This is a genomic window from Streptomyces coffeae, from assembly GCF_016741875.1.
GTDB lineage: Bacteria > Actinomycetota > Actinomycetes > Streptomycetales > Streptomycetaceae > Streptomyces > Streptomyces coffeae.
In genome coordinates, this window is sequence record NZ_JAERRF010000003.1 from 490,643 (window position 1) to 509,847 (window position 19,205).

The window sequence follows — 19,205 nt, forward strand, 5'->3', positions numbered from 1 at the left end:
GTACCGCGACGAACTGTTGATGCGGTCAGGGCGAGGTAGGGGGGTTACCGGCGGTGGCCGGGGGCCATGGCTCGGTTAGTGTCGATGCCATGCGGATCCATGTCGTCGACCACCCGCTGGTGGCGCACAAACTCACCACGCTGCGCGACAAGCGCACCGACTCCCCCACCTTCCGGCGGCTCGCCGACGAGCTGGTGACCCTGCTCGCGTACGAGGGCACGCGCGATGTGCGCACCGAGCCGGTCGACATCGAGACCCCGGTGAAGCCGACGACCGGGGTGCGGCTGTCGCATCCGCGCCCGCTGGTGGTGCCGATCCTGCGGGCCGGTCTGGGCATGCTCGACGGCATGATGCGGCTGCTGCCGACGGCCGAGGTGGGCTTCCTCGGCATGGTCCGCGACGAGGAGACGCTGAAGGCGTCCACCTACTCCACCCGGATGCCCAGCGACCTCTCCGGCCGTCAGGTCTATGTCGTGGACCCGATGCTCGCCACGGGCGGGACGCTGGTCGCGGCGATCAAGGAACTGATGTCGCGGGGTGCGGACGATGTGACCGCGCTGTGTCTGCTGGCCGCGCCGGAGGGCGTGGCGGTCATGGAGCGCGAGCTGGCGGGCGCGCCGGTGCGGGTGGTCACCTCCTCCCTCGACGAAGGGCTCAATGAGTACGGCTACATCGTCCCGGGGCTCGGTGACGCGGGCGACCGGATGTACGGGGCCGCGGGCTAGGGTCCGCCTTCAGGCGGCCCTAGGGCCCGGGGCGGCGGGCGGCCGGTGCCGTCAGTCGCACGGTGAACCGGAGGGCGCCGGCTCGGGCTTGGCCAGAGTGGCCATGGCCTTGTCGGCGTCCTTCTGCTTCACCAGGTCCTTGAAACCGGAGCCGATGATCAGGTCGACGTCCTTGCCCCTGCGTGCGTCGTTCTTGGTCTCGGCCCCGTCGAGCTGGGTGCCGAGCACATGGAACGCGCCCTTGGTGGCGTCCGGGGCGCCGAGCAGTATCCCGGCGGCCTTGACCTTCTTGTCGTACGCGGACGGGGCGTTGCCCACCTTGCCGATCTTGAAGCCGCGTTTCTTCAGCTCGTCCGCGGTGTCCTTGGCGAGGCCGGAGCGCGGGGTCGCGTTGTAGACGTTGACGGTGATGTCGGCGGGCTCGGGCAGCGAGGCGGCCGTACGGCCGGTCCGCGGGTGCTCCTCGCGGCGCTGGTCGCGCTTGCAGTCCGTGGTGCCCCGCGCGGTGCGCACGGTGTCGCCGTCACCGCCCGAGAAGACGTCGATGAGCTGGAGCGTTCCCCAGCCGACCAGGCCGAGTACCACCGCCGAGCCGAGCGCGGCGATCACCAGACGCCGACGGCCGCGCGGTCGCCTCATACGCGGGTAGCGCTCGCCCGTGATGCGGTACTTACCGCCCATCCCGGGAGGGGTCAGCATGCTCATGTGCGCAGCGTAGTGCGGCCTGGTGGCGATGCCTACTAAATGATCAATGGTTAGTGCTCAGGCCAACCCGAAAGGGCCAACACGGGCCGCCGCGGCGGGCACGGGGGGCGTGCGGCCGGGCAGGGCAAGGGGCGGTGATCAGCCCAGCTCGAGGACGCGGGCGTGCAGGACCTGGCGCTGCTGGAGCGCGGCGCGGACCGCGCGGTGCAGCCCGTCTTCCAGATAGAGGTCGCCCTGCCACTTCACGACATGGGCGAAGAGGTCGCCGTAGAAGGTCGAGTCCTCCGCGAGCAGCGTCTCCAGGTCGAGCTGCTGCTTCGTCGTGACCAGTTGGTCAAGACGTACCGGGCGTGGGGCGACATCCGCCCACTGGCGGGTGCTTTCCCGGCCGTGGTCGGGGTAGGGCCGACCGTTTCCGATGCGCTTGAAGATCACACGGAAAGCCTACCGGGCAAGCGGCTCCCGGCGCAGCCAAGGCGCCGGAGTGCCGGGGCGCGGCCCACGTCACGCCAGAGGCAAATTGGGCGAAATTATCTTCAAAAGGGACTAGGCGGTCAGGGGGGTCGGGAGTAACCTGAATAGCAGCCTACGGGGCGAGCGAGGGAGCTCGACCGGAGAGACGTTCAGGACAGAGGGCTTTGGTCCTCCGGAACGCCTCCTAGATGGTCTGGCTGAGAGGCCTGAAGGTCGGGGAGACCGGAAGGCGACCTCCACTACCTGATACGGGCAATGCCGCCGAAGGGAGCCCACCTCGTAGGTTCTGTGCTGCCCGGCCCGGACGCGCCCGCCGCCTCCGCTTGCGCCGGGCTTCCGCGCGTCCAAGCATGGCCGCATGCGCTGTCTGGTCACCGGAGCCACCGGCTACATCGGCGGACGGCTGGTGCCCGAGCTGCTGGCCGCGGGCCATGAGGTGCGCTGTGTCGCCCGCTCGCCCGCGAAGCTGCGTGATCATCCATGGGCCCCGCGGGTGGAGACCGTCCGCGGCGATGTGACCGATGCGACATCCCTGGACGCGGCCATGGGGGGCGTGGACGTCGCCTACTACCTGGTGCACGCGCTCGGCACCGGCCCCGGCTTCGAGGAGACCGACCGCCACGCGGCCCGGATCTTCGGTGAGCGGGCCCGCGCCGCCGGAGTACGGCGGATCGTCTATCTCGGCGGGCTGACCCCGGCCGGGGTGTCCGCACGCGCGCTCTCCCCGCATCTGCGCTCCCGCGCCGAGGTCGGCCGGGTGCTGCTGGACTCCGGGGTGCCGACCGCGGTGCTGCGCGCGGGGGTGATCATCGGTTCCGGTTCGGCCTCGTTCGAGATGCTGCGCTATCTCTCCGAACGGCTGCCGCTGATGGTGACGCCGAGTTGGGTGCGCACCCGCACCCAGCCGATCGCCGTCCGCGATGTGCTGCGGCTGCTCGTGGGGTGCGCGGAGCTGCCGGACGAGGTGCACCGCACCTTCGACATCGGCGGTCCCGACGTGCTCAGCTACCGGGACATGATGCTGCGGTACGCCGCCGTCGCCGGACTGCCCAGACGGATCGTCCTGCCGGTTCCGGTACTCACCCCCCGGCTGTCCAGCCTGTGGGTCGGCCTGGTCACCCCCGTGCCGGGTGCCATCGCGCGCCCCCTGGTGGAGTCGCTGCGGCATGAAGTGGTGTGCGCCGAGCGCGATATCGCGCGGTACGTACCCGATCCGCCCGGTGGTCCGATCGGAGTGGACCGGGCGCTGGAGCTGGCGCTGCGCCGGATCCGCGACGCGGACGTGGCCACCCGCTGGTCCTCCGCCGCCACCCCCGGCGCGCCCAGCGATCCGCTGCCGACCGACCCGGACTGGGCGGGCGGCAGCCTCTACACGGACCACCGCGAGCGCGCGGTGGCCGCCACGCAGCAGGACGTATGGCGGGTGGTGGAGGGCATCGGCGGGGAGAACGGCTGGTACTCAACTCCGCTCGCCTGGGCGCTGCGCGGCTGGATCGACACGCTGATGGGCGGTGTCGGGCTGCGCCGGGGGCGCCGGGACGCGGCGCGGCTGCGGGTCGGGGACAGCCTCGACTTCTGGCGGGTGGAGGAGGTCCTGCCGCCGCGGCTGCTGCGGCTGCGAGCCGAGATGCGGCTGCCGGGCCTGGCCTGGCTGGAGATGCGGGTGGACCGGGACCCGGCGGGCGGGACGGTCTACCGGCAGCGCGCGGTGTTCCATCCGCGCGGGCTGGCCGGACATCTGTACTGGTGGGGTGTGTCGCCCTGGCACGCCCTGGTCTTCGGCGGGATGGCCCGGAACATCGCCGCCACGGCGGAGGCGGACGGTTCGACTCTGCCGCGGCCGTGACCGGTGGGGCGAGTGGGCGCGGGTCAGCCCCGGCCGGGTAACGGCGTGCCCGTGGGCCGTCCGGATCCCGCCCGCGGCGGTTCGTCAGTCCTCTGCCGCGTCGTGTGTCCGCGGGCGGGCCCACGGGGTCGTCCTCCCGCGGGCGTTGTGTCCCGCCCCGGGGGCTCCGGCGATGGCCCGCCCTCGGCCCCGCTCCGTCAGTCGTCCCGCCCGCGCAGTCCGTCGAACGCCACGGGCAGATGGCGGGGGCCGCGCAGTACCGCGTTGCGCCGGTACTCCGGCGGGTCCTCCAGCAGCCGCGGGTTGTCGAGCCGCCGGGCCAGCTCGGTCAGGGCGAGCTGGGCCTCCAGCCGGGCCAGCGGGGCGCCGAAGCAGCTGTGGATACCGCTGCCGAAGCCGAGGTGCTGGTTGTCCTTGCGCTGCGGATCGAACCGGTCCGGCTCCAGGAAGCGCTGCGGATCGCGGTTGCCGGAGGCCAGTACGAGCCAGACCGACGCGCCCTTGGGGATCGTGACGCCCGCGATGTCGATGTCCGCGAGCGGGGTGCGCTGGGGCAGCAGCTGCACCGGGGGCTCGAACCGCAGCAGCTCCTCCACCAGCGGGGTGGCCAGCTGGGGACGTGCGCGCAGCCGGGTCAGCACGTCCGGATTGCGCAGCAGCGTCAGCATGCCGTTGGTGATCAGGTTGACGGTGGTCTCATGGCCCGCGACCAGCAGCAGCGACGCGGTGCTCAGCAGCTCCGCCTGGGTCATCTGCCCCTCCGGGCCGTGTCCGGCGGCCAGGGCGGAGAGCATGTCGTCCCCGGGGGCGCGGCGCCGCTCCTCGATCAGCTCGGCCAGATAGCGCCCGAGTTCGGTGCGCGCCTGCTGGGTGGTGCGGCGGCGTTCGGCGGCGTCCTCGTCCGGGGCGGGGTCCAGACCGGCCGCGAGGGTCTCGGCCCAGTGGTGGAAGCGCGGTTCGTCCTCGCGCGGCACGCCCAGCAACCGGCAGATCACGGTCACCGGGAAGGGGTACGAGAAGTGGTCGACCAGGTCGATCCGGTGGTGGTTCGCGAAGCCGTCGATGAGCTCGCCGATGATGCGGGAGAGTTCGCCGCGCATGGCGTGGATCCGGCGCGGGGTGTGCGGCGGGCCGAAAGGGGTCATCGCCAGCCGCCGCAGCCGGTCGTGCTCGGGCGGGTCGAGCCGCAGGAAGGCGGGCGGCAGCGCGGTGTCCTCCTCGTCGGTGAGCGCCCCGGCGGCCTGGGGGTTCAGATTGCGGGCGTCGGAGCTGAGCCGCGGATCGTGCAGCAGCCCGTGGATCTCCCAGTAGGTGCTGACGAGGTACGGGCCCTCCTCGTCCTGCACCACGGGCGTCTTGCGCAGCTCGGCGTAGACGGGGTACGGGTCGGCGCGGTTGGCGTAGTCGGTGATCTTCCGCAGCAGCGAGCCTTGCGTCATGGCTGAGGTCCTTCGATCATCGGGCTCGGTCAGGCCCGCGCGGGAGTGAGGGTGATCCGTCGGTCGGTGGGCGAGTAGCCGCTGAGCGTGACGGTCGGCCCGTGGGTGGGCAGCGAGGGGTCGGGGAAGTCGGCGGGGACCGGGCGGAGTCCCTCGGCGCGGCGGTCCACGGTGGTCCCCGGCGGTGGGAAGGGGGCCGCGGTCTCGATCAGGTGCTCGTAGTGCTCCAGCCACTTGGCCTGGTCGAAGGTGACGGCGGCGATGACCCGGCCCTGGTAGCCGTAGACGCCGGTGAAGCGGTGCTCGGCGAGCGACCCCTGCGCGATCTGGATCTCCTCGCCGAGGGACGGCACTCCGACCGACTTGATGTTCACCCCGAACTGGGGGGACCAGAAGGCCGGAATCCACAGATGCGGCCGCCGGTCGGCGCTGGCGTTGATCATGTTGTGGGCGGCGGTCTCGGCCTGGGCGATCGCGTTGCCCCAGTGCTCCAGGGACAGGAACTGGTAGTTGAAGAGCGGATGCGGGGACCGGGCCACGTCCCCGGCCACGAAGATGTCGTCGGTGACGATGCCGCGGACGTCGAAGGCCCGGCAGCCCGCGTCGCAGGCGATGCCCCGCGGCCCGGCGCCGAGCCCGGACCCGGCCAGCCACTCGGTGTTGCGGGTGGCGCCGAGCGAGACCACCGCCACCTCCACGTCCAGGGCGGTGCCGTCGGACAGATGGGCGCGGCGCAGCCGCCCGGCCGGGTCGCCCTCGAGACCGGTGACCATCACCCCGCAGCGCAGATCCACCCCGTGGGCGCGGTGGAGTTCGGCGGCGACCTGGCCGACCACCCCGCCGAGCGCCCCCACCAGCGGCGCCGGGCCGCGCTCGGCAACGGTTACCTCGAGCCCCAGCTCACGGCAGGCGGAGGCGATCTCCGAACCGGTGAACCCCGCGCCGATGACCAGTACCCGGCGCGGCACCGCCGTCAGCCGCCGGTTCAGCGCGATGGCGTCCTGGCGGGTGCGGAGCACGAAGACCCCGTCGAGTTCGGCCTCCAGCGGATGCGGCCAGGGCCGGGCGCGCACGCCGGTGGTGATCATCAGCCGGTCGTAGGGCACCTCGTCGCCGTCGGCCAGCCGCACCCGGCGGGCCGACATGTCGAGGCCGGTGGCGGCCACCCCGAGCCGCCACTCGGCGTCCAGCGCACGGCGGCGGGGCAGTGCGGTGTGGTCGGCGGTGGCCTTGCCCAGCAGCACCTGCTTGGACAGCGGGGGGCGGTCGTACGGTTCGTCGGGTTCGTCGCCGATCAGCGTGAGGGAGCCGGTGAACCCCTCCTCTCGCAGGGTCTCCGCGGCTCGCAGCCCGGCCAGTGAGGCACCCACGATCACGATCCGCCCCGAGCGCCGCAGCGCCTCCAGCGATCCGTCACCGGACACCGGTCGGCTCCGCTCGCTCCGGGTGCCCGGCCGCCCCCGCGGCCCCTTCGAGGTCTTCGACCAGGATGGCCTGCACCGGACAGGCCGCCGCCGCGCGCGCCACGTTCTCCCGCTGGGTGTCGTCCGCGTACGGGTTGTAGAGCAGCGCTTCCTCGCCATGCATGGTGAACACGTCGGGGGCGAGGAAGGCGCACTGCGCGTATCCCTGACAGCGGTTGAGATCGACAACAATCCGCATCCGGCCCTGTCCTTCCCACACCTCGGGCCGTCGGCGCCGTCCCGCGTCCCTCGGCGGGCGGCCCCGGCGGCGGGACGTCCCCCTCCGGCCAGCATGGGCGACCGGGTCGGGGCCCGCGCGTACAGCCGGGCCAATGGGGTGGGCGCGGGCCCGGGCGGGGCCGGGGTGTGTCTGTACGATGTACCGCCGCCCGGCGGGTGCGGGCGGCGCGGCGGGAAGGAGACGGTGTGACGGACCAGGACCGGACCGCCGGGCCCGGCCACCGGCCCCGGCGTCCCCGTCGACGCGGCCAGGGCGAACTGGAGGCGCAGGTGCTCGGGGCCCTGCGCCGGGCGCCCGGCCCGGTGACCGCCGCCTGGGTGCGGGAGCGGCTGGACGGCGAACTCGCCTACACCACGGTGATGACGATCCTGTCCCGGCTGCGGGCCAAGCAGGCGGTGACCCGTGAGCGCGTGGGGCGGTCCTTCGTCTGGCGCGCGGCCTCGGACGAGGCGGGGCTCGCGGCGCTGCGGATGCGGCGGGTGCTGGACGGCCAGGACGACCGGGGCGCGGTGCTCGCCCGCTTTGTGACCGGGCTGGGCCACGACGACGGGCGGCTGCTGCGCGAGCTGCTGAACGACGCCGCGGAGAAGGAGCCGGAGGAGGGCTGAGCGACGGGCGTCTCGCAGTGCTGCCGGTGTCGGCGCCGTCCGGCCGCTACAGGTCGAACTCGGCCGGGGGTAGGTCCAGGGCGCGGCACGCCTCGCGGACCACGGCCTGTTCGGTCGTGTCGAAATCGCCGTCGGCGCCCCCGATGACGATGCCGAGCTGGATGACGGCGCGCGCCTCGGCGGGCTTCTTGCGCGCCTTGGCGACCTCCTGGAGCGCGTCGGCCTTGCCGCGGTCGAAGTCGGCCACGAGCTGATCCAGATACGCGTCGAAGCGCCGGAGGAGGTCGTCGGCGGGGAAGTTCTGGAGCCCCTCATGGAGGGTGATCAGCTGGGCGACACGCTGCCGTTCGGCCGGGTCGACCGCACCGTCCGCCGCGGCCACCAGCGCGCACATCGCCATGCCCGCGTCGCGGAACGCTCCGCTCCGCACGTCGTTCTTCTTGGCGAGCAGCTGACTCTGCATCATCTGGACGGAGTCCTTGATGCGGTCCCACAAGGCCATGACCACTCCATCGGGGTCGTCGGTCGGGCGTCCGGATCTACAGCTCTGTAGATCTACAGCAGTGCAGAAGCTAACAGAACCGAAGGGCGCGCAAACGTCGGTACGCGAGAGGTGAGCCATTCCGGGCGTGGCCGCGCGGACGCCACTAGGGTCCGTGGAATGCCTCACTCCGCATCCTTACGTCCCGGACGTCGGGACCGTGACGCGTTCTTCGACAACGCCAAGTACCTGGCGATCGTGCTGGTGGCGATGGGTCACGCATGGGAGCCGCTGCGGAGCGGCAGCAGAGTGGCGGCCGCGCTCTACCTCATCGTCTACACCTTCCACATGCCGGCCTTCATCCTCATCTCCGGCTACTTCTCCCGTAGTTTCGACCTCCGCCCGGACCGGCTGCGCCGCCTGGTCACCGGGGTCGCTGTGCCGTACGTCCTCTTCGAGGCCGCGTACAGCCTCTTCAAGCGCTGGGCGGACGACGATCCGTCGCATCCGGTCAGCCTGCTCGACCCCTGGTATCTGACCTGGTTCCTGATCGCGCTGTTCGTCTGGCGGCTGACCACGCCGCTGTGGCGGATCGCGCGCCGTCCACTGGCCCTGGCACTCACCATCGCGGCGCTCGCCGCCTCTTCGCCCGACATCGGCGACGACCTCGACCTCCAACGGGTGCTCCAGTTCCTGCCGTTCTTCGTCCTCGGACTCCAGCTGCGGCCCGAGCACTTCCGGATGGTGCGGCGGCGCGCGGTGCGACGGCTGTCGGTGCCGGTGTTCGCCGCCGCGCTGGTCTTCGCCTACTGGGCGGTGCCGCGGATGAACCCGGCCTGGCTCTACCGCCGCGACAGCGCCCAGGAACTGGGCGCGCCGTGGTGGAGCGGGGCGGTGATGACACTGGCACTCTTCGGCTGCTCGATACTGCTCACCGCCTGCTTCCTGGCCTGGGTGCCCGGTCGCCGGATGTGGTGCACCGCGCTGGGTGCGGGGACGCTGTACGGCTATCTGCTGCATGGCTTCCTCGCCAAGGGCTCCCGCTTCTGGGGCTGGTACGACCACCCCTGGGTGCATCGGCCGGCGGGTGAGATCGCGGTGACGGCGCTGGCCGCGGCCGTGGTGACCGCGCTGTGCGCGCCGCCCGTACAGCGGCTGTTCCGGTTCGCGATGGAGCCGAGGATGGAGTGGGCCTTCCGGCCCGCCGTCCCCGAGGTGCCGCCGCCCGCCCCGGCGCGGACGGTGCCGCACCAGGTGAGCAGAGTGGGTACCCGCCACGGATCCGGGACCGGCCAACGGGCCTCCGGGACCGGCCAACGGGCTGAAAACCACCGGCCGTTCATGTGACTAATGCGGCTGTCGGGTAACCGGTCGGGGCCCCGGGTAGGGCGCAGCCGTTCCGCCCCGACGCCGTACGGCTCCGGGCATCCGTCGCACGGAGAGGTGCCGGCCCACCAGTGACACAGCCCTTTCGACTCCCCGACTTCTACCTGCCGTATCCGGCGCGGCTGAACCCCCATGTCCAGGAAGCACGGGAGCACTCCACCCGGTGGGCCCGTGAGATGGGCATGCTCGAGGGCTCGGGCATCTGGGAGGAGAAGGACCTCGACGCCCACGACTACGCCCTGCTGTGCGCCTGCACCCACCCCGACTGCTCCGCCGCGGATCTGGCCCTGGTGACGGACTGGTATGTGTGGGTCTTCTTCTTCGACGACCACTTCCTGGAGACCTTCAAGCGCTCCCAGGACCGCGCGGGCGGCAAGGCGTATCTGGACCGGCTGCCCGCCTTCATGCCGATGGACGCCGCCGCGGACGTCCCCGAGCCCGTCAATCCGGTCGAGGCGGGCCTCGCCGATCTGTGGGCGCGCACGGTGCCCGCCATGTCGCGGGACTGGCGGGCGCGGTTCCGGGAGTCGACGGAGAACCTGCTCAACGAGTCGCTCTGGGAGCTGTCCAATATCAACGCGGACCGGATCCCCAACCCGGTCGAGTACATCGAGATGCGCCGCAAGGTCGGCGGCGCGCCCTGGTCGGCCGGTCTTGTGGAGTACGCGGCGGGCGCCGAGGTCCCGGCGGCCGTCGCCGGATCGCGGCCGCTGCGGGTGCTGCGGGACGCGTTCTCCGACGGGGTGCATCTGCGCAACGACCTCTTCTCCTACCAGCGGGAGATCGAGGAGGAGGGCGAGCTGAGCAATGGTGTCCTGGTGCTGGAGACCTTCCTCGGCTGCACCACCCAGCAGGCCGCGGACGCCGTCAACGACCTGCTCACCTCACGGCTCCAGCAGTTCGAGAACACCGCGCTCACCGAGCTGGGCCCGCTCTTCGCCGCACACGGTCTGGACCCGGAGGGCTGCTCGCGCGTCCTGGCCTACGTCAAGGGGCTCCAGGACTGGCAGTCCGGGGGCCATGCATGGCATCTGCGTTCCAGCCGCTATATGAACGGTGGCGGGGCGGGCGCCGCGCCCGCGGCCTGGTCCCCGTTCGGGCTCAGTGGTATCGGCGGCGGTGGTCTCGGGGTCTCGGCCGCGGATCTGCGGCTGACCACCGGGCGGGCCGAGGCGGCCCGGCGCCGCGGCTTCAGCCATGTTCCGTTCCGACACGTCGGGCCGTCCCGGATCCCCGACCTCTCCATGCCGTTCACGCTCCGGCTCAGCCCGCATCTGAACGGGGCGCGGCGCCATCTGGCCGACTGGTCGCACCGGATGGGCATCCTCCAGCCGCAGCCCGGTGTCCCCGGCTCCTACGTCTGGGACGAGCACCGGCTGCTGGCCGCCGACCTTCCGCTGTGCGCGGCGGGGATCCATCCGGACGGTTCGCCCGACGAGGTCCACCTGGCGTCGGAGTGGCTGGCCTGGGGCATGTACGCGGACGACTACTACCCGGCGGTCTTCGGCCGCACCCGCGATCTGGCCGGGGCCAGGGCGAGCAACGACCGGCTCGGCGCCTTCATGCCGCTGGACGCGGGCGCCACCCCGGTCCCGGCGAACGCGCTGGAACGGGCGCTCGCGGACCTGTGGAAACGTACCGCCGGGCCCATGACGCACACCGCGCGGCGGACGTTCCGCGAGACGATCGAGGACATGACCGCCGGCTGGCTGTGGGAGCTGGCCAACCAGGCACAGAACCGGATCCCCGATCCGGTCGACTACATCGAGATGCGGCGGCACACCTTCAGCCCGGCCCTCACCCTGAGCCTGTGCCGGCCGGGCCACGGGCAGCGGGTCCCGGACGCGATCTACCGCAGCGGCCCGGTCCGGTCCCTGGAGAACGCCGCCGTCGACTACGCGACCCTGCTGAACGATGTCTTCTCGTACCAGAAGGAGATCGAGGCCGAGGGCGAGGTCCACAACGGCATCCTGGTGGTGCAGAACTTCTTCGACTGCGACTACCCGGCCGGGCTCGCCATCGTCCATGACCTGATGACCTCCCGGATGCGGCAGTTCCAGCATGTCGCGGCGCATGAACTCCCCGTGCTCTGCGACGACGTCGGCCCGGGCACGGGAGTCAGGGCCGCCCTGCACGGTTACGTCCGGGATCTGCGCCACTGGATGACCGGGATCCTCCACTGGCACCGGGAGGTCCCGCGCTACCGGGAGGAGGAGTTGCGCCACCGGCCCGCGCCCCCGGCCGGGGGCGCCGTGGCGGGGCCGCCCGGCTGGCGTGCTCCGACCGGCCTGGGCACCTCGGCCGTGCGGATCCCGCTGGCGGCGGGGGCGCGTCCGTAACCCCGGCGGCCGGGCCCTCCGCGGTGATCAGCGGAACCGCGGGGGCCCGGGGCGCCGGACGGCCCTTGCCTGCCCGGTGCGAGGGGCGCAAGCTGGTGATATGGGTGCTCAGGCGGGCCCTACGCTGATCACATCCGTACAGCGAGCCTTCCGCTTGATGGAAGCCGTGGGCGCACATGAGGGCGGTGCGCCGGCGAAGCAGCTGGCACGTGAGGTGGGGCTGCCCCTGGCCACCACGTACCACTTGCTGCGCACCCTGGTCCACGACGGCTATGTCAACCGGCTGGACGACGGCGGCTTCGTGATCGGCGACAAGCTGCACTCCCTCCAGAGCGGCAGCCAGGACCAGGCGCTGCTGGCCCGGGTCCGCCCCGCCCTCGCCTCGCTGCGCGACGAGTTGTCTGCCGCCGCCTACCTCACCTTCTACGAGGACGGCGAGATCCGGGTGGCCGAGATCGTGGACGGTCCGCGGGCGCCGCGGGTCGATCTGTGGGTGGGGTTCGAGGACGCCGGGCACGCCACCGCGCTGGGCAAATGTGTGCTGCGCGAGCTGGACGACGACGCCCGCAACGACTACCTGTCCCGCCATCCGCTCGCCGATCTCACGCCCCGCACCGTCACCCGCCCCGCCGAGCTGCTGCGCCGCCTCGACGCCGGATCGCAGGGCTCCCTCGTCGCGGACCTGGAGGAGTACGCGCTCGGCACGGTCTGCTTCGCGGTGCCGGTGTACAGCGGGGACCGGCTCGGCTCGCTCGGGATCTCCCTGCGAGCGGACCGGATCACCCCGCTCACCCGTCGTGACGACAAGCGGCTGGAACGGGTCCGGAAGTGGCTGGTCCCCACCGCGGACCGGGTGAGCAGGAGCCTCTCGCTCACTATCTGAAAACGTGGCTCTTGCCCGAGTATGGAATCGCTGTTTCCCTGGATGAAACGGACAAAAGCAGTCCGTAGTCCCTGTCCGAGTGGGAAAGAGAGCAGCGAAACAGGACATGATCCAGGCCCGATACCTCCTGAGCGACCCGGACCGGCCCCATGCCCCCGCACAACTCGCTGCCGCGGTGCCCGTACTGATCATTTGCGGTGTTGCCCTGCTGGACGTCTTCACCGGATCGGGGGGGATGAGCTGGCTGCCGCTGCTCGCCGTCGGCCCGGCGCTGGCCGCCGCGATCTGCGGACCGTGGGGGGTCCTGCGGATCGGTCTGCTGGCCGTGGCCATCGGCGGCTTCCTGAGCGCCCAGAGCGATACCGCGGTACGCGGCCGGGCGATCATGCTGGCCGCGGTGGCCGCCGTGACCCTGGCGAGCTGTCTGGCCAGTCTGTTGCGGCGGCGCCGGGAACGGGTGCTGGCGGCCGTCCGCTCGGTGGCCGAGGCCGCGCAGAACGCCCTGCTCAGGCCGGTGCCCGCACGCGTCGGCCAGTTCCAGGTGGCGGTCCGCTACAGCGCCGCCGCGGCGGAGGCCCGGGTCGGCGGCGATCTCTACGCGCTGGTGCCCACCCCGTACGGGGTACGGCTGATCGTCGGCGATGTGCGGGGCAAGGGACTGCCCGCGGTGTCCACCGCCGCCCTGGTGCTCGGTGTGTTCCGCGAGGCCGCTTACGACGAGCCGGATCTGCTGGATGTCGTCGGCCGGATCGAACGCAGCCTGGCCCGCAATCTCGCACCCGACGACTTCGTCACCGCCGTGGTCGCCGGATACCCCCGGTCCGGCCGGATGGAGGTCGTCAACTGCGGCCATGCCCCGCCGCTGCTGGTCAACCGCTCCGGTGTGGTGGCCGTCGAGCCGACCCGCCCGGCCCCGCCGCTGGGCCTGGCGTCCCTGGGCGGTGAGCTGCCCAGCCTCCAGATGGTGCCGTTCGACGACGGGGACCAGATGCTCCTCTACACCGACGGGGTCATCGAGGCGCGGGACCGCGGCCGGGAGTACTTCCCCCTGATGGAGCGGGTGCCGCGGCACATCTGCGACGAGCCGTCCCGCACCCTCGCGGCCCTCCACGACGATCTGCTGGACCATGTGGGCGGACGGCTCCACGACGACGCCGCGCTGCTGCTGCTCCGCAAGCCGGTCACCAGCGGTGTGCCCGCCCCGGCCGAGGCGCCGCTGAGCTGAACTCCCCGCGTCAGCGCGGTCCGGAGCGGGGGAGCAGCCCCCGCTCCAGGGCGATGACCACGGCGCGGGTGCGGTCGTCGACGTCCAGCTTGGCGAAGATGCGCAGCAGATGGGTCTTGACGGTGGCCTCCGCGATGCAGAGCCGCAGGCCGATGTCCGCGTTGGACAGACCGTCGGCGACGGCCCCCAGCACGTCCAGTTCGCGCGTGGTCAGCGCGGCCTGCACCGGGCGCCGCATCCGGGCCACCAGCTTCTCCGCGACGCGCGGCGCGAGCACCGTCTCACCGCGGGACGCCGCGTGGATGGCGTCCACCAGCTGTTCCCGGGTGGTGTCCTTCAGGAGGTAGCCGATGGCACCGGCCTCGACCCCGCGCTCGATGTCGGCGTCCGTGTCGTACATGGTCAGGATGAGGACCCGGGTGCCCAGCCGGCGGGCGACGATCTCGGTGGTGGCGGCCACCCCGTCCAGGACCGGCATCCGCAGATCGAGCAGGGCCACATGCGGCCGGTGGCGTTCGACGAGTTCGATGGCGTGGGCGCCGTCGCTCGCCTCGCCCACGATGTCGATCCCCGCGTCGGGCGTCAGCAGCGCGATCACCCCGGCGCGCATCACCGCGTGGTCGTCCGCGACGACGACCGTGAGTCTGTCCGCTGTCACTTCACACCTCGTCGCTGAGCGGGATCACGGCGAGCAGGCGGGTGCCGTCGCCGACGGAACTGGTGACCAGGAGGTCGCCGCCGAGTTCGGCGAGCCGTTTGCGCATACCGTTCAGCCCGAACCCCCCGGCCTCGGCGACGACGAACCCCCGCCCGTCGTCGGTGATCTCCAGCTCGACCCGGTGGTCGTACTCGCTGAGCACCACGCCCACGGCGGACGCCTCCGCGTGCTTGCGGACATTGGCCAGCGACTCCTGGGTGCAGCGCAGCAGCGCGATCCGGGTGGGCTGGTCACAGACCACGTCAGCCAGTTCGGCGGTCACCTCCAGACCGGTGTCCTCGGCGAACCGGTCGAGGGTGCGGCGCAGGGTGCGGGCGGCCGAGCCCGCGGCCACGGTGCTGCCCTGCCCCGAGGCCACCAGTTCCCGGGCCTCGGCCAGATTCTCCCGCGCGGTGTTCTCGATCGAGCGCAACTGGCGGCCGCTGCGCACCGGATCGCCGGTCTCCAGTCCGGCCCGCGCCGCCTCGGCGAGCACGACGATGGAGGCGAAGCCCTGCGCGAGGGTGTCATGGATCTCCCGGGCGAGCCGTTCGCGTTCGTCCGCCGCGCCCTGCCGCTGGTGAGCCGCCGCCAGTTGGGCCTGGGTGCGCTCCAACGCGGCGAGCAGCCGGGCCCGTTCGTCGCTCTGCGAGACCACCGAGCGTATCCACAGCCCGATCAGACAACTGGCCGTGAAGACCACGGCGGTGGAGACGACGGTCTCGCCGAAGAAGCGGGTGTCCCAGCCCTCCCGGAGTGAACTCCCGGCGACGGTCAGGGCGGAGGTGAGTCCGCTGAGGGCGATCGACACCCGGGGCGTCCTGCCGAACATCCAGTAGTGCGGCACCGCCACGATGAACAGCGCCACATAGCCGCCCCGCAGATACGACAGCGCGCCCAATCCCAGGGTGAGCAGCCACAGATAGGTGTGCGGCCGCAGGATCCGGTTGCCGGGGAACCGCATCAGCAGCGCGTAGCAGAGCGCGAGGAGGAGCACCAGCGCCAGCCACCACAGCCGACGGCGGCCCGGGTCCCCCGTCACCGCACTGATCAGGGCCACCGCCCCGAACAGCAGCCAGCCGACGGTGTTCCAGCGGTGCAGGGTCCTCAGCCAGAACGGACCGGTGGGCAGCCCCAGGGCTGTACTGCCGGTACCGGCCGCACCGGCCCGCCCGGGGGTGCCCTCCGCCGGATCCGGCCGGCCGGTACCTCGTGACCAGGGGAGCATGCGCGTCAATCTATCTCCGCGTAACCGGGCGGGACGGACTGCGGGGCGGGCTCCGGGGCCTTCCGGGACAGCCGCGAGGGCCACCAACTCGCCCGGCCGAGCAGCATCATGGCCGATGGAAGGATCATGATCCGGATGATGAAGGCGTCCAGCAGCACGGCCGTGGCCAGGATGAAGCCGATCTGCTTCATCTCGATCAGATGCAGAAGGACAAAGCTGGCGAACACCGTCACCATCACCATGGCCGCACTGGTCACCACACTCGCCGAACTGCGCAGTCCCTCCAGTACGGCGGTGCGGATGTCCGCCCCGCGCAGCGCCGCCTCCCGGATCCGGCTGACGACGAACACCTGGTAGTCCATCGAGAGCCCGAAGAGGATCACGAACAGGAACAGCGGCACCCTGGACCCGATCGTCCCGGTCGAGGTGAAGCCGAGCAGCCCCTCGGCCCAGTCCCCCTGGAAGACCAGGACCAGCAGGCCGAACGCGGCCGCCGCGGACAGCAGATTGAGCGCCACCCCGAGCAGTCCGAGGACCACCGAGCGGAACGCCCACACCGTCATCCCGAAGGTGAGCAGCAGCAGACAGCCGATGACCAGCGGGAGTTTGCGGTTCTGGTGATCGAGGTAGTCGACGGCGCGCGGTACATCCCCGGTCACCGCGGCCTCGGTCCCGGCCACCGCCCCGACGGTGGAGGGCAGATAGTCCTCCCTGAGGTGGGCCAGCGAGTCCTGCGCCTGCTGTGAACCCCCGGAGTACGGGACGGGCAGCTCCAGCACGCTGATCCGCCGGTCCGCCGAGGTATGCGGGGTCCCGCTGCCGTCGAACAGCGGGTCGGCGTCGGCGCGTCGGCCGAGGTCGGTCAGGGCCCGGCGGACGTCGTCGGCGCGGGCCGGATCGGCGCGTACCACGACCTGGTGGGTGACGCGGAGCTCCGGGAACGTGTCATTGAGCCGGTCGTACGCCCGCATCGCGGGGACGTCGCGGGAGTGGGTGTCCCGGTCCATCACCCCGAGGTGGAGATCGAGCGCGGGCAGCGCCAGACCGAGCATGACCAGCACCGAGAGGCACAGCGTACGGCGCGGGTGCCGGGTCGCGGGCTGCATCAGCGCCCGCCACATCCGGCCGTCGCCGGTACGGGACGTCCGGCGCTCGCGGGACTGCCCGCCCCGGGCCGCCTTCCGGGCCGCCCGGCGCTCGGCCCGCCTGCCGATCAGCATCAGCAGGGCGGGCAGGGCGGTCAGCGAACTGCCCACCGCGACCAGGACCACCAGGACGGTGCTGGTGGCCAGCGAGGAGAAGATCACGTCCGAGGCCAGCCAGAGGGTGGCGGTGGAGGCGGCGACCGCGAGCCCGGAGACCACGATGGCCCGCCCCGAGGTGGCCGCGGCCAGCTCGATCAGCGCCGGGGTGTCCAGACGGCCGCCGGAGCGGGCCCGCTCCTCCCGTTCCCGTTTGAGGAAGAAGAGCGTGTAGTCCACGCCGACCGCCATCCCGATCAGCAGGATCACATTGGTGCCCACCCCGGCGTCCGGGGAGAGGTGCGAGACCACCATGGACAGGCCCACGGACGCGGCGATCGAGGACAGCGCGAGCAGCAGCGGTACGCCCGCCATCACCACCGAGCCGAAGACGACCAGCAGGGTGAGGAGGGTGAGGGGCACGGTGATCGCCTCGGACAGGGCGAGATCGCTGTCGCGCTGATCGTCGACACCCTTGCCGATGGAGGGGCTGCCGGTCTCCTCGACCCGTAGCCCCGGATGGTCCCGCTGCACCGCCGCGGTCCGGGCCAGCAGGGCGTCGACATGCTCCTGGCTGTCGAGCTCCTCGCCCTTCATGGTGATGTCGACCCGGAGCGCCGTGCCGTCCGCCGAACGGACCGGCGCGGCCACGCCCGCCACCTCGGGCAGCTTCCGCATCCGGTCGGTGACCTCGCGGGCGGCGGCGTCGGCCGCGGCGCGGTCCAGTGCCCCGGACCGGGCGGTGATCAGAACGTGTTCCACGGGCTTGCGTTGCAGATGCCCCTCGGCGGCCATTGCCTCGGCCCGGCCCGCCTCGCCGACCCGGTAGTCCTCGGTGGTGGCCTTGTTCGTACCGAGGGCACTGCCCACACCGAGGCACAGCGCAACGAACAGCAGCCAGCCGGTGAGCATCCGCCAGGGGTGCCGGGCACTCAACCGGGCGGCCCGCACAGGGAGTTGTCTCATGCCATCGATCCTGCTCAGTGGGCGCACACCGCCGACAGGCCCGGCCGGTTGAATCCGTGGTCCACCGGTCGGTGGATCACGGTCCTCGGGTTGTCCGGAGGACCGCCCTCGGGTTGTCCGGAGGGCGGGTCCGGATGGCTCTGCCTCGAAACTACTTTTGTATCGCAAAAGTAGATGGCAAGATGGAAGCAGCCCGCAGGGGCTCTTCCCTCGCAGGGGAACGATCGGAGACACCCATGTCCCACAGTCAGTACGCCGCCCCGGCCGCCGCCGCACAGGCCCTCCGGGCAGCGGAGCGGGCCCGGCTGCGCGCCAGTACGCCGGAGCCCACGCCCGCGTGGTGGGCGCCCACGGCCGCCCTCACCCACGCGGTCGGCCTCACCCTTACGGCCGGCCCCTGGACGTACGCCTCGGACGGCGCGGTCTGGCGGACGGTCCTTGGCGCCGTGGGGATCGTGGCGCTGGCCGTCTTCCCCGCCATGTGTGTGCTGCGCGTCCGCCGGATGAAGGTCATCGCCTGGCCGCCGCCGGGCACCACCCGCCAGCGCACCGTGCGGGAGGGCACGCCGCTGGCCGCCTACGGGCTGGGCTGGGTGGTGTACCTCGCCGTCGGCTGGGCCGCCGGCGCGATCACCGGAGGTGCGCTCGGCGGCGCCGCGCTCTGGTGGCGCGAGACCCGTAAGAACCGGCTGATCGCGGAGGCCGAGGCGCGGCTGTCGGCACCGGATCCGGCCGGGGCCGGTCCGGCGGAGGCGGGGCGGACCGAGTGACCGGCTCCACCCCGCCCGCGCTCGACGAGGTCATCCACCACCCCACCCGGCTGACGATGATGGCCTTCCTCGCGGGCTGCGCGGAGGCCGAGTTCGCCGCCGTACGCGACTACTGCCAGGTGTCCGACGCAAGCGTCAGCCGGATCGCGACCGCCCTCGACGAGGCCGGATACCTCCGGATCCGCAAGGGGGCCGTGGGCCGCCGTCCGCGCACCTGGCTGTCCCTCACCCCGGCCGGCCGCACCGCCCTCACCCGCCATCTCGCCGCCTTGCAGGCGATCGCGGACGCGGCGCGCACGGCGGGTGCGGACGCGGCCGAGCAGGGTTAGGCCCTGTCCGGCAGGTCTTATCGGGCCCGCGACGCCTGGCACCGCACCTCGCTGCGTTGTCGGAGTCGCCCGAGTACGCCCAGTACGAGGGCGATCCTCCGCCTTGCGATCCACGGCACCAGACGCCGCGGGCTCATCCTCAAAGACCCACCGGACAGG

The 19,205-nt window shown here is 72.1% G+C and carries 18 protein-coding genes; 9 read left to right on the forward strand and 9 right to left on the reverse strand.

Going from position 1 to position 19,205, the window contains the following annotated elements; genetic code table 11:
• Positions 1-89: 89 nt before the first annotated feature.
• On the forward strand, positions 90-725 hold the full coding sequence (gene upp, locus JK363_RS06950; protein WP_201872487.1) for a uracil phosphoribosyltransferase: 636 nt from the start codon (positions 90-92) through the stop codon (positions 723-725).
• A 51-nt stretch (positions 726-776) separates the two neighbouring features.
• On the opposite strand, the gene JK363_RS06955 is transcribed toward upp, so the two are convergent.
• Both JK363_RS06955 and JK363_RS06960 read right to left on the reverse strand, forming a co-directional pair.
• On the reverse strand, positions 777-1,430 hold the full coding sequence (locus JK363_RS06955; protein ID WP_236075595.1) for a LytR C-terminal domain-containing protein: 654 nt from the start codon (positions 1,428-1,430) through the stop codon (positions 777-779).
• Between the two features lie 138 nt (positions 1,431-1,568).
• Positions 1,569-1,865 (reverse strand): type II toxin-antitoxin system VapB family antitoxin, encoded by a 297-nt coding sequence (locus JK363_RS06960; protein WP_003986294.1) that lies wholly within the window; start codon positions 1,863-1,865, stop codon positions 1,569-1,571.
• Between the two features lie 397 nt (positions 1,866-2,262).
• On the opposite strand from JK363_RS06960, the gene JK363_RS06965 reads away from it, so the two are divergent.
• Positions 2,263-3,750, forward strand: a complete 1,488-nt coding sequence (locus tag JK363_RS06965) for an SDR family oxidoreductase (RefSeq protein WP_201872489.1) — start codon at positions 2,263-2,265, stop codon at positions 3,748-3,750.
• Positions 3,751-3,947: 197 nt separating this feature from the next.
• On the opposite strand, the gene JK363_RS06970 is transcribed toward JK363_RS06965, so the two are convergent.
• From JK363_RS06970 to JK363_RS06980, 3 genes are read right to left on the reverse strand one after another with little or no spacing between them, the layout of a single operon-like run.
• On the reverse strand, positions 3,948-5,189 hold the full coding sequence (locus tag JK363_RS06970) for a cytochrome P450 (protein ID WP_201872490.1): 1,242 nt from the start codon (positions 5,187-5,189) through the stop codon (positions 3,948-3,950).
• Positions 5,190-5,218: 29 nt separating this feature from the next.
• Entirely contained in the window at positions 5,219-6,613 is a 1,395-nt protein-coding gene (locus tag JK363_RS06975; RefSeq protein WP_201872492.1) for an NAD(P)/FAD-dependent oxidoreductase, read from the reverse strand.
• The gene (locus JK363_RS06980; RefSeq protein ID WP_201872495.1) at positions 6,603-6,851 is read right to left on the reverse strand and encodes a ferredoxin; all 249 of its coding nucleotides are present in this window, start codon (positions 6,849-6,851) and stop codon (positions 6,603-6,605) included. Before JK363_RS06980 ends, JK363_RS06975 begins: the two co-directional genes overlap by 11 nt.
• A 227-nt stretch (positions 6,852-7,078) precedes the next feature.
• Between JK363_RS06980 and JK363_RS06985 the strand changes: the two genes are divergently transcribed.
• A complete protein-coding gene (locus JK363_RS06985; protein ID WP_201872497.1) occupies positions 7,079-7,501 on the forward strand; it encodes a BlaI/MecI/CopY family transcriptional regulator in 423 nt (140 codons plus the stop codon).
• Positions 7,502-7,547: 46 nt separating this feature from the next.
• On the opposite strand, the gene JK363_RS06990 is transcribed toward JK363_RS06985, so the two are convergent.
• A complete protein-coding gene (locus tag JK363_RS06990; RefSeq protein WP_201872500.1) occupies positions 7,548-8,003 on the reverse strand; it encodes a tellurite resistance TerB family protein in 456 nt (151 codons plus the stop codon).
• Between the two features lie 159 nt (positions 8,004-8,162).
• Between JK363_RS06990 and JK363_RS06995 the strand changes: the two genes are divergently transcribed.
• The 4 genes from JK363_RS06995 to JK363_RS07010 all read left to right on the forward strand — a co-directional run bounded on the left by JK363_RS06995 (position 8,163) and on the right by JK363_RS07010 (position 13,815).
• Positions 8,163-9,329, forward strand: a complete 1,167-nt coding sequence (locus JK363_RS06995) for an acyltransferase family protein (RefSeq protein ID WP_201872501.1) — start codon at positions 8,163-8,165, stop codon at positions 9,327-9,329.
• Positions 9,330-9,439: 110 nt separating this feature from the next.
• Entirely contained in the window at positions 9,440-11,707 is a 2,268-nt protein-coding gene (locus JK363_RS07000) for a terpene synthase family protein (RefSeq protein ID WP_201872502.1), read from the forward strand.
• Between the two features lie 100 nt (positions 11,708-11,807).
• Positions 11,808-12,590, forward strand: coding sequence for an IclR family transcriptional regulator (locus JK363_RS07005; RefSeq protein ID WP_201872503.1), 783 nt, complete (start codon positions 11,808-11,810; stop codon positions 12,588-12,590).
• A 106-nt stretch (positions 12,591-12,696) separates the two neighbouring features.
• Positions 12,697-13,815 (forward strand): PP2C family protein-serine/threonine phosphatase, encoded by a 1,119-nt coding sequence (locus tag JK363_RS07010; RefSeq protein WP_201872504.1) that lies wholly within the window; start codon positions 12,697-12,699, stop codon positions 13,813-13,815.
• 10 nt (positions 13,816-13,825) lie between these two features.
• Here JK363_RS07010 and JK363_RS07015 read toward each other — a convergent pair whose 3' ends face one another.
• From JK363_RS07015 to JK363_RS07025, 3 genes are read right to left on the reverse strand one after another with little or no spacing between them, the layout of a single operon-like run.
• Positions 13,826-14,473, reverse strand: coding sequence for a response regulator (locus tag JK363_RS07015; RefSeq protein ID WP_201872507.1), 648 nt, complete (start codon positions 14,471-14,473; stop codon positions 13,826-13,828).
• A 1-nt stretch (position 14,474) separates the two neighbouring features.
• Positions 14,475-15,740, reverse strand: coding sequence for a sensor histidine kinase (locus tag JK363_RS07020; RefSeq protein ID WP_201872509.1), 1,266 nt, complete (start codon positions 15,738-15,740; stop codon positions 14,475-14,477).
• 5 nt (positions 15,741-15,745) lie between these two features.
• On the reverse strand, positions 15,746-17,947 hold the full coding sequence (locus tag JK363_RS07025) for an MMPL family transporter (protein ID WP_201872511.1): 2,202 nt from the start codon (positions 17,945-17,947) through the stop codon (positions 15,746-15,748).
• A gap of 236 nt (positions 17,948-18,183) precedes the next feature.
• On the opposite strand from JK363_RS07025, the gene JK363_RS07030 reads away from it, so the two are divergent.
• Entirely contained in the window at positions 18,184-18,717 is a 534-nt protein-coding gene (locus JK363_RS07030) for a hypothetical protein (protein ID WP_201872513.1), read from the forward strand.
• Positions 18,718-18,773: 56 nt separating this feature from the next.
• Complete coding sequence (locus tag JK363_RS07035) at positions 18,774-19,046, forward strand: transcriptional regulator (RefSeq protein ID WP_201872624.1); 273 nt, start codon at positions 18,774-18,776, stop codon at positions 19,044-19,046.
• Positions 19,047-19,205 lie beyond the last annotated feature (159 nt).